The sequence below is a fragment of the Mesorhizobium sp. CA15 genome (assembly GCF_020165215.1).
Classification (GTDB): Bacteria; Pseudomonadota; Alphaproteobacteria; order Rhizobiales; family Rhizobiaceae; genus Mesorhizobium.
Window position 1 is genome coordinate 75,187 of record NZ_JAIUHQ010000006.1, and the last position, 15,643, is coordinate 90,829.

11 protein-coding genes are annotated in these 15,643 nt (G+C 65.4%); 3 read left to right on the top strand and 8 right to left on the bottom strand.

Annotated features, from left to right (window positions below; genetic code table 11):
- Positions 1-76 precede the first annotated feature (76 nt).
- Together LB515_RS12905 and LB515_RS12910 are read left to right on the top strand one after the other, a co-directional pair.
- On the top strand, positions 77-1,168 hold the full coding sequence (locus LB515_RS12905; protein ID WP_224707940.1) for an OmpA family protein: 1,092 nt from the start codon (positions 77-79) through the stop codon (positions 1,166-1,168).
- A gap of 61 nt (positions 1,169-1,229) precedes the next feature.
- A complete protein-coding gene (locus LB515_RS12910) occupies positions 1,230-2,414 on the top strand; it encodes a caspase domain-containing protein (RefSeq protein ID WP_224707941.1) in 1,185 nt (394 codons plus the stop codon).
- 16 nt (positions 2,415-2,430) lie between these two features.
- Here the strand turns inward: LB515_RS12910 and LB515_RS12915 are convergent, their stop codons facing one another.
- On the bottom strand, positions 2,431-2,991 hold the full coding sequence (locus LB515_RS12915) for a DUF6931 family protein (RefSeq protein WP_224707942.1): 561 nt from the start codon (positions 2,989-2,991) through the stop codon (positions 2,431-2,433).
- 261 nt (positions 2,992-3,252) lie between these two features.
- Here LB515_RS12915 and LB515_RS12920 point away from each other — a divergent pair, with 261 nt between their 5' ends.
- On the top strand, positions 3,253-3,786 hold the full coding sequence (locus LB515_RS12920) for an OmpA family protein (RefSeq protein WP_181174843.1): 534 nt from the start codon (positions 3,253-3,255) through the stop codon (positions 3,784-3,786).
- 70 nt (positions 3,787-3,856) lie between these two features.
- Here the strand turns inward: LB515_RS12920 and LB515_RS12925 are convergent, their stop codons facing one another.
- From LB515_RS12925 to tssL, 7 genes are all read right to left on the bottom strand, one after another.
- The gene (locus LB515_RS12925; protein WP_095765833.1) at positions 3,857-4,045 is read right to left on the bottom strand and encodes a hypothetical protein; all 189 of its coding nucleotides are present in this window, start codon (positions 4,043-4,045) and stop codon (positions 3,857-3,859) included.
- Positions 4,046-4,103: 58 nt separating this feature from the next.
- Positions 4,104-6,545 carry a M23 family metallopeptidase gene (locus LB515_RS12930; RefSeq protein ID WP_224707943.1) on the bottom strand — a complete coding sequence of 814 codons (2,442 nt, stop codon included), beginning with the start codon at positions 6,543-6,545 and terminating at the stop codon, positions 4,104-4,106.
- On the bottom strand, positions 6,542-7,030 hold the full coding sequence (locus tag LB515_RS12935; RefSeq protein WP_411969133.1) for a DUF1036 domain-containing protein: 489 nt from the start codon (positions 7,028-7,030) through the stop codon (positions 6,542-6,544). The genes LB515_RS12930 and LB515_RS12935 overlap by 4 nt, the downstream gene beginning before the upstream one ends.
- Positions 7,031-7,041: 11 nt before the next feature.
- Positions 7,042-9,585, bottom strand: a complete 2,544-nt coding sequence (locus LB515_RS12940) for a serine/threonine-protein kinase (RefSeq protein ID WP_224707944.1) — start codon at positions 9,583-9,585, stop codon at positions 7,042-7,044.
- On the bottom strand, positions 9,582-10,361 hold the full coding sequence (locus LB515_RS12945; protein ID WP_224707945.1) for a PP2C family protein-serine/threonine phosphatase: 780 nt from the start codon (positions 10,359-10,361) through the stop codon (positions 9,582-9,584). Before LB515_RS12945 ends, LB515_RS12940 begins: the two co-directional genes overlap by 4 nt.
- A gap of 117 nt (positions 10,362-10,478) precedes the next feature.
- Positions 10,479-14,006 (bottom strand): type VI secretion system membrane subunit TssM, encoded by a 3,528-nt coding sequence (gene tssM / locus LB515_RS12950; protein WP_224707946.1) that lies wholly within the window; start codon positions 14,004-14,006, stop codon positions 10,479-10,481.
- Positions 14,006-15,541 carry a type VI secretion system protein TssL, long form gene (tssL, locus tag LB515_RS12955; RefSeq protein ID WP_224707947.1) on the bottom strand — a complete coding sequence of 512 codons (1,536 nt, stop codon included), beginning with the start codon at positions 15,539-15,541 and terminating at the stop codon, positions 14,006-14,008. The genes tssM and tssL overlap by 1 nt, the downstream gene beginning before the upstream one ends.
- Positions 15,542-15,643: the final 102 nt, after the last annotated feature.

The following is a 15,643-nucleotide window of genomic DNA, read 5'->3' on the forward strand; positions in this document are numbered from 1 at the left end:
GCCAAGCAAAGGCAAGTGCTCTATGCTCCGATCACATGCCGGTATCGAGATCGGGTTGTCCTGGCGGGGGCGTTCCATGTTCGAAGTCGTCGCATTCTGGCGAAAAATGCGAGCCAAGGCCGCGGCTTTTGGCTTGGTCGTTGCCGCGCTGCTGGTCTTCGGATCGCAGGCTGCGAGCGCCGCGCCGAACTGGACGCTCGATCCGTCCGCTTCGGTGCTCACCTACCAATCGGTCAAGAAGAACACGATCGTCGAGACCAACAAGATCAGGAACATCACCGGCACGCTGAGTTCCGCCGGCGACGCCAGGATCAGCTTCGACCTCAATTCCGTCGATACGGGCGTCGACCTGCGCAACGTTCGCATGCGTTTCCTGTTTTTCGAGACATTCACCTATCCGACGGCCGAGGTGACGGCGAAGGTGGATCCGGCGGCGTTCGCCGATTTGCCGGCCAAGCGCCGCGTGAAGACGACACTGCCGTTTCGCCTCAGCCTGCATGGCGTCGACAAGGATCTCGAGGCAAGCGTCGTCGTCACCATGATCAGCGACACCCAGGTTTCCGTCGCTTCGGAAGCGCCCGTCGCGGTCCATGTCGAGGATTTCGGGCTCTTGCCCAATATCGACAAATTGCAGCAGGCGGCCAACGTGACCAACATCGTGCCCACGGCGTCGGTGTCCTTCGATTTCGTCTTCACCGCCGACGGCGCCAACCCGGCCGCCGTGCAGACCGTTGCCGCCTCGACCGCCGAGGTCGGCCCCGTCGCCACCGATGCCGCGAAAGCCAATTTCAGCGACGAGGAGTGCCTCAACCGCTTTGCCGTGCTCTCGCGCACCGGCGCCATCTATTTCCGCCAGGCAAGCGCGAGGCTCGACGCCAAGAGCCGCCCGCTGCTGGCGGAGGTCGAGGGCGTCGTCGGCAAATGCCCGGCCCTTAAGGTCGAAGTGTCCGGCTATACCGATTCCGACGGATCGCCCGAGGCGAACAAGGCGCTCTCCGAGCGGCGCGCCCAGGCGGTCGCCGATGCGCTTATCGCCGACGGCGTGCCGCGCAACCAGATAAGCTCGGCCGGCCATGGCGAGGACAAGCCGGTCGCCGCCAACGACACGCCCAAGAACAAGGCGCTCAACCGGCGGATCGAATTCTCCGCCAGCAAGCTCGCCAACTGAGGTGGCGGTGGGTCCTGGTCCGATCGCCTTTTGCGGTGGCCTGCTTCGCGCCGCGGGAGTTGTGGCGCTTGCCCTGATTCTGACGATGGCGGCCGCCAATGCCGAGCGGCGCGTCGCGCTGGTGCTCGGCAACTCGCAATATCAGCACGCGGCGCCGCTCGCCAATCCGGCGCGGGATGCGCAGGCCATGGCCGATCGGCTCAAGGACCTCGACTTCGAGGTGGTCTCCGGCTTCGACCTCACCAAGCAGCAGACACAGACTACGGTCGCGCAGTTTGCCAAGCAGGTGCGGGGCGCCGACATCGCGCTTTTCTTCTATGCCGGCCATGGCCTGCAGGTCTCCGGCAAGAATTATCTGCTTCCGGTCGACGCCGCGCTCGAGGACGAGACCTCGCTCGATTTCGAGGCCGTCTCGGTCGATTTCGTCCTGCGCCAGATGTCGCGCGAGACCAGCATAAGACTGGTTTTCCTGGACGCTTGCCGCGACAATCCGCTTGCCGACGTGCTGGCGAAGACCGCCGGCATCAAGGGCGCAAGCAGCGGCCTCGCTGAAATCCCGATCGAGAATGGCGGCGCCGGCACGCTGGTCGCCTTCGCCGCAAGTCCGAACCAGCTCGCCTATGACGGTTCGGGCGACCACTCGCCGTTCACCACGGCGCTGCTCCAGCATATCGGTGAAGCGAACGTCTCCATCACCGAAGCGATGAACAGGGTGACCAGCGATGTCTTCAAGGCCACTGCCGGCAAGCAGCGCCCCTGGATCAACGTCTCGCTGACCACCGAGGTCGTCCTGCACAGGATCGATCTCAATGCGCCGCTGATCGTCGGCGAGGCAGGCCCGCCGCAGGCCGAAGCGGGCTCCGGGACGCGCAACACCGGCGCGGCGTCCGGCCAGAGCGACGAACAGCTTGCGCTCAATGCGCTGCGTGAAAGAATCCCGAGGCTGGCGACGGACGGGCCGATCTTTTTCGATCGCCCGGTCAAGTTCGGCGACCCGGCGATCGACGGCAAGAGCATAGCCCAACTGATCAAGGGACAACCGCTTTTCAGTCCGGTCGAAGGCCTCGACAAGTCGGTCTGGCAAGGCAAGCACTGCGACGGCTGCCACGAGTGGAACGAGACCCGCCTTTGCGAGCAGGCGAAGAATTTCGCTGCCAACGACGTCTCCGTGCTGCGCCTGCAGCATCCGCTCGGCACGCGCTTCAAGGTCGCTTTGGCCAGGTGGGCGCAAGGCGGCTGCAAATGACTGTGTGCGGTAGGCCCTAATACGCGTCGACCGATTGCCGCTGCGCCTCCATCTCCACCATCTGGATGCCCATATCGACGAAGGCCGAAAGCACGCCAAAGCGGTCCGCGGTCGAGACGCGCGCCAGCCCCGCCAGGATCCCGGCGTTGACGGCGTGGGCGGCGGGAAATCCAGTCGACAGCATATCGAAGGCCGGGTCGCGCCACGCCGCGGACAGAGCGATCCAAGCAGCCGGCGTCGTCGGCGACGGATCGACGGCGTCGCCCAGCGCCATTCGATGACGGGGATTGCCAGGCTCGCCGACCCAGTCATTGACGAGCGCCAGCAATTCGAGGTCCCTATCGGCAAGGAGTTCTGAGAGATGGCTCAGGCATTCATGCCCCCACCAGACCGCGGCGCGTTCCGGCAGGAGATAGGCACAGAACGTGACAGCCTCCTCCGGCACGCGCCCGGCGAGCAGGGCGCGGCAGAACTCGAGCGGGGATTGATTGGCGGGCGGCGATTTCATGTCCCGGGCGATCGCGGGACAGGCAAGAAAGAGATCCCTTGCGGTTCTGTATCCGAGTTCGTTGGCCATGGCTGCCAAACCCCGAGAGCCAGCTGATAACCACTCAAGCCTTTAGCCGAGAGCCGGTCAAGCCTTAGAGCCGGATGAACCCGTCTCTAAATCAAAGAACTAGAGCATGATGCCGCCCGAAACCGCTTCATATTTTTCGGCATCATGCTCTAGCTTTTAGCAGGTGGCGGCCATCGGCAACGTGCGCTTGTTCACACACAATCGCTTCAAGATTTGATATGGTGCGCGCCAGCGAAACCCGCTCAAACAGGAGTGACGGTCATGCGGTGGGGCAGCTCAGCCTTGGCATTGGCGACCGTGCTTTTTTCAACGCACGTTTTTGCCGATCCGCTACAGAAATCGGAAGACATCGTGAAGTTCTTCGCCGGCCAGGGTAATCTTGGCGCGTCGCGGGGTATCTGCGTCGGCACCGAAGAAGAGTGCAAGAGCAAAGCCGACAAGAACGAGGCGCCCCAAAAGGGCAGCCTCGACATGATGATCAATTTCGCCCTGGATTCGGCCCAGCTCGACCAGACCGCCCGCACGGAGCTGGACGAGTTCGCCAAGGCGCTGAAGGACAATAGGCTGAGCACGTTCAGCTTCGTCGTCGAAGGCCACACCGACGCGACCGGTACGGATCGCTACAACCAGGACCTGTCGCAGCGAAGGGCGCAATCGGTGGCGGCCTTCCTGACAGCGAACGGCGTTCAATCGACCCGCCTCGAGCCGATCGGCCTGGGCAAGTCGCATCCGCGCGTCGCCAATCCCTACGATCCGGTCAACCGCCGGGTGGAAATGCGGATCAGGACGCAATAGGCGGCCGCCCCTCTCCAAACGGCTCATGGCGAGACAGCCGGCCCGCCGACCGGCCGGGCTTTGTCCTCGGTCAGTTCTTGAGCGCACCGCCTACCGCGATGCCGGTGCCGAAGATCAGCGCCTTGATCATTTCCGTGAAATCGGCGCAAACGCTGGGAATTGATTGAAGCCGCCCCAACCTCGTCATTCCATGGTCTGCGCGCGTCGCTTCGCTCCCGCTCCGCCCTGGAATGACGATCGCGATGGGCGTTTCGGCCAATCTTCAATGCATGCCATCTGCCAACGCAAACAGAGGTCAAAATCCCTGTGCAGTGCCGTTAGCCGGGCTCCAGCGTATTCTGGATCGAACCTATCAGCGCGGTGATCGCCTGCTTGTATTTTTCGAATTCCGGAGACGTCTGCCGGATTTCGGTCGTTGTCGTCGCCGGCTGGCCTTGGTCAGTCAGCACGCGCGGCGCTTTCTGCCCCATTTTCCGCTCGGCCCAGTCCACGACATAACTGGCGGTCTTGCCGGTAAGGAACGGGTTGGCCTGGATGACGGCTGATCCCAGAACCGCGGTCAATTGCGACGAGCCCGGCGCCGCCAGCACCTGATGCGCCCCTTCCATGCCGAGGAAATGGCAAAGATAGAGGCGACCGGCGGTGATCTGGTGGCCGCGGGCGCGCAGATAGGCTTCTCCCTCGCGCGCCAGGTTGCGCACCATCTCGCGCGACAGCGTCGCGTCGTAGCGGAGCGCCAAAAGGTCGGCGGTCGAAAGCGAGCGGGCGAGATCGGGACGATAGGTGTTCATCATGCGGATCCAGGTCTTGGAGATGAACTGGCCGGCGCCGGTTGCCGACGAAAGCGGGTTCTTGGCACGGGCGCTGCCGCCGCTTTCGACGTGCACGATCCGGTCGGTCAGCGTCTCGACGGCGGAATCGCCTGAGCCGCCGGAGCTGACGGAAACCGCGGTGGCGACCGAAGTGACCGTGCCCAGCGGATCGATGGCCTCGCCGTTCTGGTAGAGCTCGAAATGCAGATGCGGGCCGGTCGAAAGCCCTGTTGTGCCGATATAGCCGATGACGTCGCCGGCCTTCACCTTGGTGCCGACCCCGCTGGCGATGGCGAATTTCTGCATATGCGCATAACGCGTCTCGCGGCCGTTGGCATGCGTGATCTTCACCAGATTGCCGTAGCCGCCGCCATCGCCCTGAAAGGAGATCGCGCCGTCGAAGGCGGCCACGATCGGTGTGCCGACCGGAGCCGCCCAGTCGACGCCCTTGTGGATTCGAACCGTGCCGAGGATCGGATGCTTGCGCGGGCCGAAGGTCGAGGTCATCACTCCGGCGACCGGTGTGACCATGCCGTTCGTGACGGTCAGCGATCGCACCTGATCGTCACCCGTCACGCAGGCATACTGGCCATCGCTCTGCTGGAAGACGAAACAGTCGAGGCTCTTTTGCGCGCCCTGGACGCCGACATAGAGCACCCGGCCGGAGATCTCGCCTTGGCCGCGCGGCGTCTGCGAGTAGATCAGCACCAGCCGCTGGTCCTCGCTGGCAAAGGCATCGAGATCCTGCCCCCGCGACAGATACATGATCGCCTCGCCGATGACGCTGGTCGGCACCTTGTTGCGCGCCGCCGTCGAATAGATCGCGTCGAGCAGGCGGTACTGCCGCTTGGGCCCGCCCTGGTCCGAGGCGCCGGAATAGTTGAAGAGGTCCTCGCGGACCCAGGGGTCGACGCCCGACACGAAGGCGCCGGCCGCATTGCGCGTCAGCGTGCCGACATAGACATTCTTGGCGTAGATCGAGACCTGCATCAGCGACATCATCGTCGTCTCGCGGTTCGGCCGGAACCCGCGCATGGCCACCACAAAGCCGGGCTCCAGCCCGTCGCGGTTGAACAGCGTCTTCAGCGCCTCGCCCGCAAGCTTCGCGTCGTCGGCGGAGAAATGCGCGTCGAGTGCCACGCTGTCCAGGCTGCGGTCGTTGAGGATCTTCACGAAGGTATCCTCGGTCGCCTCGAAGCGCTGGTATTCGCTGGCGACGGTCGCCACGGTCGTGTTGTTCTCGACCGCGGTCTTCTTGAAAGCCGGGAGCGCGGCTTCCCCCTGGTCGATGGTCTCGCCCCAGCCGGCCTCGGGATCGTCGGCGTCGGCCTTGGGCGCCGGGCCGGCGTCGCTCTCGTCAGGCGCCGCCTGGAGGTCGTTCTCGAGGTCGCCCTGCGGATCGCCCTGTTGATCGTCTGGCGCCGCGGCCGGAGCGGGCGGTGCCGGTTGCGCGTCGTCGGGCGTCGCCGCCGAAGGCTTGGAAGCGGCCTGCCGCTGCGCCTGGAAGAAGGCGAAATCCTCCTGCGTCGACGGGATCGTCGTCATGAACTTCTCGCTGGCGCTCAGCATCACGTCGGACAGGATCTCGATCTGCGGCGAAGCCCCGGAACTGTCGAGCTCAGCAGGGCGCGCGACGGTCTTGCCTTTCGTCGCGCTGTCGGCATCGGGCGCCAGCGTGATCCACATCGGATCGCCGGCGAGGTCGATGATCGCCGGTACATAGACCGAGGCGTCGGGCGGCACGTCTTCCATGCCCTCGACGGGATGCAACTCCTCGTCCTCGTCGCCGAACGACCAATAGTCCTTGGTCAGGTAGAAGCCGGTGGCCAAAGCGACGACGGCGAGCGTTGCGGCCCCTGCAAGGATTCCGCGCCAGAGCTTGCGCCGGCGCTCGGCCAAGCGCGCCAGCTTCTTCTGTTTGAAGCTCCTGTCGATCGAGTGCGTCACGGGCTGCTTCCGGTCAGGAAGTAGGTCCAGCGCACCTGCTCCTGCGTATCGACCTCGACGAAACGCGCCGCGATATGGCCGCGCTGCCAGCACTCCTCGATGCCACGGATCGAAAAGCGCCGCCGGTCGATGCACATCTCGGTCGATCCGTTGAGGATCGCGTGGCCGAAGACGTCCGTCGCGTAGAGGTAGATGTAGCGATTGGCCAGCTCCTCGCGGATGACGTTGACGCATTGGTTGGCGCCGATGGTCCACCAGCCATCCGTCTGGTCGGCATTGTCGACCTTCTGTCCGACCGCGAGATTGACGACGTCGAGCGTCTGGTTGCAGACGGTGAATTCGGCATGCGCCTTGCCGGGCGAAAGGATCGAGAACAGCGCCGCGCCGAGCAGCGCCACAAGCGTCATGCGGCCCGGCAATCGGAGCCGGTTACGCTGCTTGCGTGGCGAGGGCTGGTGCAAATAACGCAGGCGGCGAAGGTCCATCGGCGTTCATGCTATCCGCCAAGCCGGAAATAGGTGGCCGTGGCGGAGAACTGCGATCCATCGGCCTCGATCTCCTCGAGGATCCTCGGCAAAAGCTCCGAGGCCGGCGTCGGTCTGGAGAACATGGCAGCCTGGATGTCCTTGGGGCCGGTGATCACCAGCATGATCTGCGGCACCGCCTTGCCGGCTGCTTTGTCCGCGGCAGCGAGACCGATCGGGATGTTGAAGGTCACCTTGTCGGTCTGCGGCACCATGCGGTCGTCGAGATTGAAGGCGATGCCCTTGTGGTCGATCAGCATGATGTTCGAGACAAGCCCGCCGCCCGTATACAGCGCGCCGCTGACCGGCGATCCGTCGGGGACCGATGTCCGGTCGAGGACAAGCTGTGGCTTTGCAGCCGAGCTTCGGTCGAGGAAGCGAAGGAAGGTGGGCACGCCGCACTGCGGCGGGGTGATCAGGCGCACGCTGATGTCCGGCTCGACATGGAACCTCGTCTGGAAATCGTTGAGCAATTGTTCGAAGGGCTGCACCGCCGTTGCGTATCCCTCGATCGTCGGGGTGGCGCCAGGTCCGGAAGTGACGTTCGCGTAAAAACAGCTGCCGCCGCTGAAATCACGCACCCAGGAGCGCTGGTCGTTCCACTTGATCATGTCGTCTTCCGCTGAAGGAAGCGCCGGCTTCGGCACATTGATGGCAACGTCGGTGTTGTCGGGCTGCTTGGCCGCCGGTGTCTGCGCTTGCTGCGCTGGTTGTGCCGGCGCGATCGGCGTTTCCGGCTGACTAGGTGTTGGGGTCTGCGCCTTCGGCTCGGCCGGCGGAGGCGTCGGCTGCGTCGATGCCTGGCTTTGCGAAGCTGGAGGTGGGGAAGCCGCCGGCTTGGGCAACTTGGAAAGCATCTCCACGAGCTCTTTTACGCTCGGCTTGGCCGCCGGCGGACTTGCCTCCTGCGCCGGCTTGTTCTCAGCCGCCTGGCTCGGTTCCGGCGTCTTGGCTGCCGGCTTGCCTGCAGGCTGCGCCGGCTTGTGGCTTTCGGCGGCCGCTGGCGCGGGAGCTGGCGCAGGCTTCGGCGATTGCGCCGCCGGCGGTTGCGCCGGTTTGGTCTCGACCTGTGGGAGATGCGGTTGGCTGTTGGCCTCGCTCTCCGGCTGAGTGGCAGGCCGGGCCGGCCTCTCGACGGGCGTCTTGGCCTCCGCATCGGGTTGGACAGGCGGCTTCGCCGTCTCGATGGTGGCGGCGCCGTCAGGCTTCGGCGCCTGCGGCTGAGCCGCGGCCGGTGCCTGCGCCTGAGATTTCGGCGCCTCCGGTGGCTGCGCCTCGGCCGCCGGCTTGGCGGCTTCGGCGACCGGCTTCGGCGTCAGTGGCTTAGGTGTTACCGTTGCCGGCGGGGGCGCCAGGACACCGCTGAAATAAACGCCGCCCCCAACCAGCACAGCGAGAGCCGCGACCCCTCCGGCGATGGCGGGCATGCGCGAAGTCTTTTTGGGTGCGGCCGGTGCGGGCGCACTGGCCGGGGCGGCTGCCGGCGCGGGCCGTGGCTCCGACAGATGTGCGGGACGCACATGCTCAACGAAGCGGGGCTCGCCGGGAGACGCCGGCGGCTGCGGTTTGGAATCCGGCAGCGCCGTCCAACCGGCGCGCGGCAGGCCGGAGCGTTCGCGTGCCCCAAACGACACCGGCGGCGGCAATGTCGCCTCGAGATCCTCGCCGCGCGAGGCCCTGGCAATCTCGGCCATGCTGGCCGGCCGGTCGCGCGGATCCGGCTGCAGCATGGCTTCGATCAGCTCGCGGAAATCGGGATCGATATCCGACAGGTCCGGCACCGCCCGGCGCTTTTCGATGACCTCATATTGCGACCCGCTCATGTCGAGCGGCTTTCCGCGCAACGCCGCGGCCAGCACCAGGCCGAGGCTGTAGATGTCGGATTGCTCGCTGACCTCGCCGCCATAGAGGCCGAGCTGTTCGGGCGAGACGTAATTGTATTTGCCGGCGAACTTTCCGCCGATCAGCGTTTCGCCGCCGACGGTGGCCGACCGGGCGATGCCGAAATCGATGATCTTGGCGCGCTCCACCCGTCCGCCGGGCAGGATGATGTTGTCCGGCGAGAGGTCGCGGTGGACAGCGCCTGCCTGGTGCACCGCGGCGAGCCCCGAGGCGAGGCGATGGCAAAGCCGGCGCACATCATCCCCCGGCATCGGCCCGCGGCGCATGACGTCGAACAGCGACTGGCCGTCCACGAACTCCATCGCAAGATAGGGACGGCCGATCCCCGGATCGATGGTGAAGACGTGGTAGCGCACCACCGCGTCATGCGACAGATGATTGAGGATCGATGCTTCCTTGCGGAACAGCGACAGGATCGTCTGGTCGCGGGCGAATTCGGGCAGCACGATCTTGATCGCCACATGGTCGCCGGTCTGGATGTTGTGGCCGCGATAGACTTCGCCCATGCCGCCGGAGGCGATCCTCTCGTCGAGTTCGTAGATGCCGCTGAGCTGCGTGCCGACACCCGTATAGGTGACGTTCGTCGACAGCCGTGTCTTGTCGTCGTCGCTCATCCGGCCAGCCCCTCCGCTGCGGACCGATCCGAATGGTGCGCGCCGCTCTGCCCGTCGCCGATCTTCACGAGCACGATAGTCACATTGTCGGTTCCGCCGCGCGCCAGCACGGTTTTCAAGAGGTTCTCGCATGCCGTCCGCGGCGTGGCGGATCTGACCGCGGCCTCGATCTCGGCGTCGCTGACATGCGCGGTCAATCCGTCGGTGCCCAGAACGAAGACATCGCCCGCCATCAGCTCGCCCTGCTGGAAATCGATCTCCAGCTCGTCGCTGACGCCGATCGCATGCGTGATCACGTTGCGGCGCGGCCAGACGCGCGCTTCCTCGGCGCTGATCATGCCGCGGTCGAGCAATTCCTGCACCTCGGTGTGATCCTTGGAAACCTGGAAGATCGAGCCGTTGCGGACGAGATAGATGCGGCTGTCGCCGGCCCACAGGCAGGCGAAGCGCCCATCCATGGCAAGCAGGGCCGCGAAAGTGGAGCCGATGGTGATGCCGCGCGAGCGCGATATGTTGCGGATCTCGGCATTGGCGCGGCTGAGCCTGTCCTCGAAGCGGGCACGAAGATCCGGCGCCGAGCTCGCAATTCCGATCGTCGCCAGATGGTCGACGATGCTGGCCGAGGCCACTTCGCCGGCCTCATGCCCGCCCATCCCGTCGGCCACCACCCACAGCCCGGTCTGCGGCTCGATGAGGTAATTGTCTTCGTTGTGGTCGCGCACGCAGCCCTTGTGGCTCACGCCGAAGCTGTCGATGGGGAAGGCGACAGTACTCAATTTGCCACCAAGCGCTCAGCAGGCGTCCTCTGTGACCAGCCATGGGCCGCGTGCCCAGGCCACTCTGCCACAAGCGTATGTATTAGAGTACCGAAATGAAGGCTGGGACCGACCATCTCAGAACGCCTTCGGACAGCTGAAGCCGGACAAGGCCGGCAGCAGCAACGGATTGGCGCCCGAGCCGGCCTGGATGGTGTAGGCGACATCGCGTCCGCCGATCACGAAGCGCGCTTCGGTGTTGGCGCCGTCGCCGGTGATGGTTGCTTTGTCGAAAAGCCGCTTCAATGCCCATGGTCCTTCAAATTTGAGCGCGGACTCCCGGCCGGGCATTTCCGGCACGAGGCTGAGGCTCGCCGATCCGGAAGCGGCGCCGCTCGGCCATGTCACGATGCTCGGCGCGTTGCCGGCCTGGGCGCTCTGGACCGTCTGCCCGTCGACGTCGAGCAAAGCACTGTCGACTTCGCTGTTCAATGAGGCGGGCGTTATGGTGATCGACACCGAGGGCACCGAGCCACCGGAAGGGAAAAAGGCGCCGCGGATTTCCGCCGCCGACTGGAACGCCTTCAAGGTCGACTTGGCCAGGTCGCGGCTGGAACGGGCGTCCTGCTTCCAAGTCCACTCCTGGCCGGTCATGTCGATCAGCGGCGCGAGGTTCTGCGCGAAGAAGCGGTCCATCAGGCCGCCCGGCGCGAACAGCTTGGTGAAATCCGCCATCGAGATCTCGTCGGTGCCGTCGCGTGTGAAGGGATAGCGGCCGTTGACTGCCTCCTCGCAGACGCGCGTCACCGTCTGGTCGAGCGTCTGGTTGAGGTTGGCTACGGAGGCCTCGGCGACATTGCCTTCGAGCTCGTCCGCCGCCGCGTTGACCATGCGCGCCAGCGGCTTCGGCAGGCGCGAGACATTGGCCCGTAGCGTCGAGATCTGCAGTTGCAAATTGGCGTTGATGCGTTCGGTCTGTGTGGGGACATCGGCCGCGAGCTTCAAGCTCTGGAAAATGTCGTGGAAGTTCTGCGTCAGCGCATCAAGCGGCCGGCGCCCGGCGGCCCCGCCGACCAGCGCCTGGAACGAACGGAACTGCACCTCGATGCTAGCGCCGGCATTCTGTGCAACGGCCGAGCTTGCGCCGGCGCGGCTCTGCGACTTGCCGCCGGCGATCTGCAGGCCGATGCGAGCCAGTCCCTTGGCCATGCTAGCCGGATCCTGCTGCGCCGTGCCGATATCGCCGTCGGCGCCGCTATCCTTCGTCAATGCGGTTTCATCGGCAATCGCGGTGAAGAGCTGGTCGAGCGGCGAGTCCGGCGCGGCGAGGGCGGAGAGCGCCAGATATTGCGGCTTGTCCTTCAGCATCGCCTTGAGCTTCAACTGGTCGAGCACGCCGTTCCAGGCTGCGGCGAATTCCTTGCCGTAGCGGTCGATGAGCTCGGGACCGAGCCTGGGCAGGTCCTGGTCGATGCCGCCCTGTTCCCCGCCGCCGCCGAGCACCCACTGGTCATCGACGAGCATCTGCGCGATGCGCGAGAGCTGCGGCAGGAAGAAGCCATTGAACCCGGCGCGCGTGTAAAGGCCGGGGACCTGAAGATCGGCGAGCTCGCTGCCATCCGTGCGCTCGAACACCAACTGCGCTTCCGGACCGGCTTTCGCGGCGATGGAGAAATCCCGCAGCTTTGCCGCGTAGACCGCTGACTTGATCTGCGCCGAGGCGCGGTCGGCGAGGCTCATGCGTCCGAGCGAGCGCTGCGCGGCCTCGACCAGCGGCTGGTTGAGCGCGAAGGTCGGATCATAGGCGTCGTCAAGCGCAAGCATGGCGCGCAGATGCTTTTCGAGCTGCGCGCGGCCTTCGCGATTGTTCTCGCCGGGGTAGCGGTTCTCCTCCCAGTCCTGCTTCATCCAGGACACGATCAGCTCGTCGTCGACCTTCGGCGCCTTGCCGCCCAGCATCAGGTAGATCTTGAGCGGCTCGTAGAGCGCGATCGGATCGGCCATCCTGGCCTGGATCGTCCGTTCCGCCTGAAGCAGCAGCCGCGAGCGGAAGGTCCGCTCCAGCGCTTGCCGATAGGCCGTCTTGGAGGCCGACAGCAGCCGCTCGCGCTGGCTGAGCCCGAACGTCTCCTCGATCGGCTTTCCCTGGTCGCTATTTTCGAAACCGGCCGGCAGGTTGCGCAGCTGGTCGAGCGGACCGATGACGTTTTCGAGGTCGACATCCGTCACCGTGGTGCTCTTGAGCAGGCTATCGGCGCTGTCGCGATAATGCGCCATGGCTTGGCGTGTGGAAGCGATCAGCGCCTTGTTGGCGAAGAAGCTGAAGCCAAGCATGCCGAGCGCCGCGAACGCCGCCAGCGCGATCGCGGCAAGGCCGCCGAACCTGGCGAGCTGCGCGCGCCGCTCGGCCGCCCGGTCGAAGGACACCCAGCCCGATTCCGGGAAGATCACATTGGCCAGCAGGTCGTGCAGGAAGAAGCTCTTGCCGGCGCCGGAAAGATGCGCCTGCGAGGCACTGCCGAAACTGCGGCCGATCGCGCCCAACACCTGGTCGAAGGGCGTTCCTTCCTGCGTGCCGGACGAGAAATAGAGCCCGCGCAGGCTGACATTGACCTGCGACCTCGATGTGTCGAACAGGCTGCCGACAAACTGCGTTATCCGGTTCTTCAGCGCCCCGAACTGGGCCGGGAAGCCGAACAGCGCGATCCGCGCCACCGGGTCGGGCTCTTCTTGCAAGCGATCGGCGACTTCTTCGGCGAGCCGCTTCGCCAGCTCGTCGAAGGCTGCGGGCGCCTCGCCGGCCATGTTTTTGGTGCGGTCGGCGGTCTGGAACGTCGCCCCCCATACCTTGCGCCTGCGCGCCTCGTCGAAATCGCCGAAATAATCCATGAAGCCGCAGATGAGATCGGCCTTGGTGAAGAGCAGATAGACCGGGAACTGGACCTTCAGCGTCTCGTGCAGCTCGCGCAGGCGGCTCCTGATCTCGGCGACATGCGCGTCGAGTTGCCGGTCGTCGAAGCCGATCAGGTCGGCAAGGCTGATGGCGAGGATCACGCCGTTGATCGGTTGCCTGGTGCGGTGCTTCTTGAGCAGTCCCAGGAAGGCGAGCCAGCTTGCCTTGTCGCGCTCGCGGTCCGATTCCTGCGTCGTATAGCGGCCGGCCGTGTCGATCAGCACCGCCTCGTCGGTGAACCACCAGTCGCAGGATCGCGTGCCGCCGACGCCAGCCAGCGGCTGCGCGCTGCCGGAGCCGGCAAGCGGGAACTTCAGCCCGGAATTGACCAGCGCCGTCGTCTTGCCGGCGCCTGGCGGGCCGATGATGATGTACCAAGGAATGTCATACAGGAAATTGCGCTTGCCGCTCGTCCGCTTCAGCGTCGCGATGGCTTCGCTCATGCGCGCTTCAAGCACCTGCGAATCGTCGTTGCGTTCGTCGCTGCGCACGATCGCCGTTTCGAGCGCCTTTTGCGCCTTGCGCCGCTGCCAGAAGCGGATCCCGTAGAACAGTGCGAGTGCCACGATGGTGACGCCGATGATGGTGGCCCTGAGCCACACAGGTCCAAGCGGGCGCGTATCGGCGAAGCGGATCAGCGGCCCGGCATACCAGACCGCCGCCGAGAAACCGGCAAGCGCGGCCAGGCTGAAGATCCGCAGCATCCAGCGCATCAGTTGCCGTTCTCCGCCGCCGCGCTCGTCTGCAGGGTCTCCTGTTTCGGGATCATCACGTCGACGCGGCGGTTCCTGGCGCGGCCTTCCGCAGTGCCATTGTCGGCGATCGGTTCATCCTCGCCCTTGCCGTCGGCGCTCAGCCGCGACGGGTCCTTCAATTGCTTGGCCATCATCGCCTGGACGGCCTTCGCCCGGGCAACGGAAAGATCGAAATTCGATTTGAATGTGCTCGATTTCTTCGGCTTCACATTGTCGGTGTGGCCGATGATATTGATGGGCCCGGGTTCGGCATCGAGCGCCGTGGCGATGTCGGCGGCGACAGGCTGGAACTGCGGCTTCAGCTCCGCCTGGCCGGGCGCAAACAAAAGCTGGTTGTTGATCTCGACGACGATGAACTCGCCCTTCTCGCCGACGCTCAGTCCGCCGCCGGCGATCTCCTTGGCAAGTGCGGCGCGGATGCGGTCGATCTGGGTGGTGCCCGGAACCGCGGGCGGTGGCGGGCTGGCTTGCGCGGGCTCAGTGGGCGCCGCCACGCTGGCGCGCTCGATGGTGACGGGCGTCGACGGGTTGAGCGCCAGCAATTCGCCGGCGGTCGCGTCGCCTTCGTCGGCGATAAGCACCCGCAGCCCGAAGAAGGCCGCTGTCACCAGCGTCGCCGCGGCGGCCGCTGCCGCCCAGAGCGGCAGCCGCGCCCTTGCCTTCGGCAGCGCCGCCGCCATGCCTTGCCAGCGAGGCGAGATGTCATCATTGGCGCGCGGCTTGAGGTAGCGCAGCGTGTCGTAGACGTCGCGCCGGACGCGTTCGAGCATGTTTCGTTTGCCCGCCAGCCCCCGATACTGGCCTTCGAAGCCCAGCGACAGGCACGCATGCATCAATTCGAGTAGGTCGTAATGCGCTTCCGGCTTGGCGAGAATCTTGTTCAACGCCCCATAGAAGCCCGTGCCCGTCGGTTGGGTGTGGAAGAACCGCGCCGCCAGGCTGTGCTGAAGCCAGCTGTCCTTGTCCGACCAAGGTAGATTGCCGACGAGGTCGTCGGCGGTTTCGCAAAGGGCGAACTTGGCGATGCGTGCGTCTTCCTCGGCTACGCCGGCTTTGGCGATCGCGCGGTCGAAGGTCTCGATCGCATCGGCGATACGCTCCGCCAAGGGTGCGGCTTGCCGTTCGACCGGTATCAGCCGCAATTGGCCGAAGAGCATCAGCAGCGGCGCCGCCGCGGCAAGGATCGGATTTGTCGCGGCATATCGCACGCCCTCGGCGGCGGCGAGCACGGCGTCCTGCGGCAGCCCCGGCGTCGCATTGTCCACCGCTCCCGGGGCAGGCCCCTGAAACAGCACGGTTCCGGACGACCAACCGGTTGGCATCTGTCGACCGCCGCCGGGGTCGAACACTGTCGCCTCGCTGGCAGGCGATGGAGCAGGACGTGCGCCTTCCGGACCGGATCTCTCGGGAGCCGCAAGCGGCTTCTGCTTCGGCCGCGGCGCGCGGATGACGGTTCTATCCGCCGACCTGGAAGGATCGTCCTTGGAACTCATCGGCGACGACCCGCCTTCGAATTGCAATGAGCAGGTTTTGGTCCGGGGAAACGCGTTCCAGCCTGAGCCTCGGCGGTGCACCGCATGGACAGGCTCATCTCG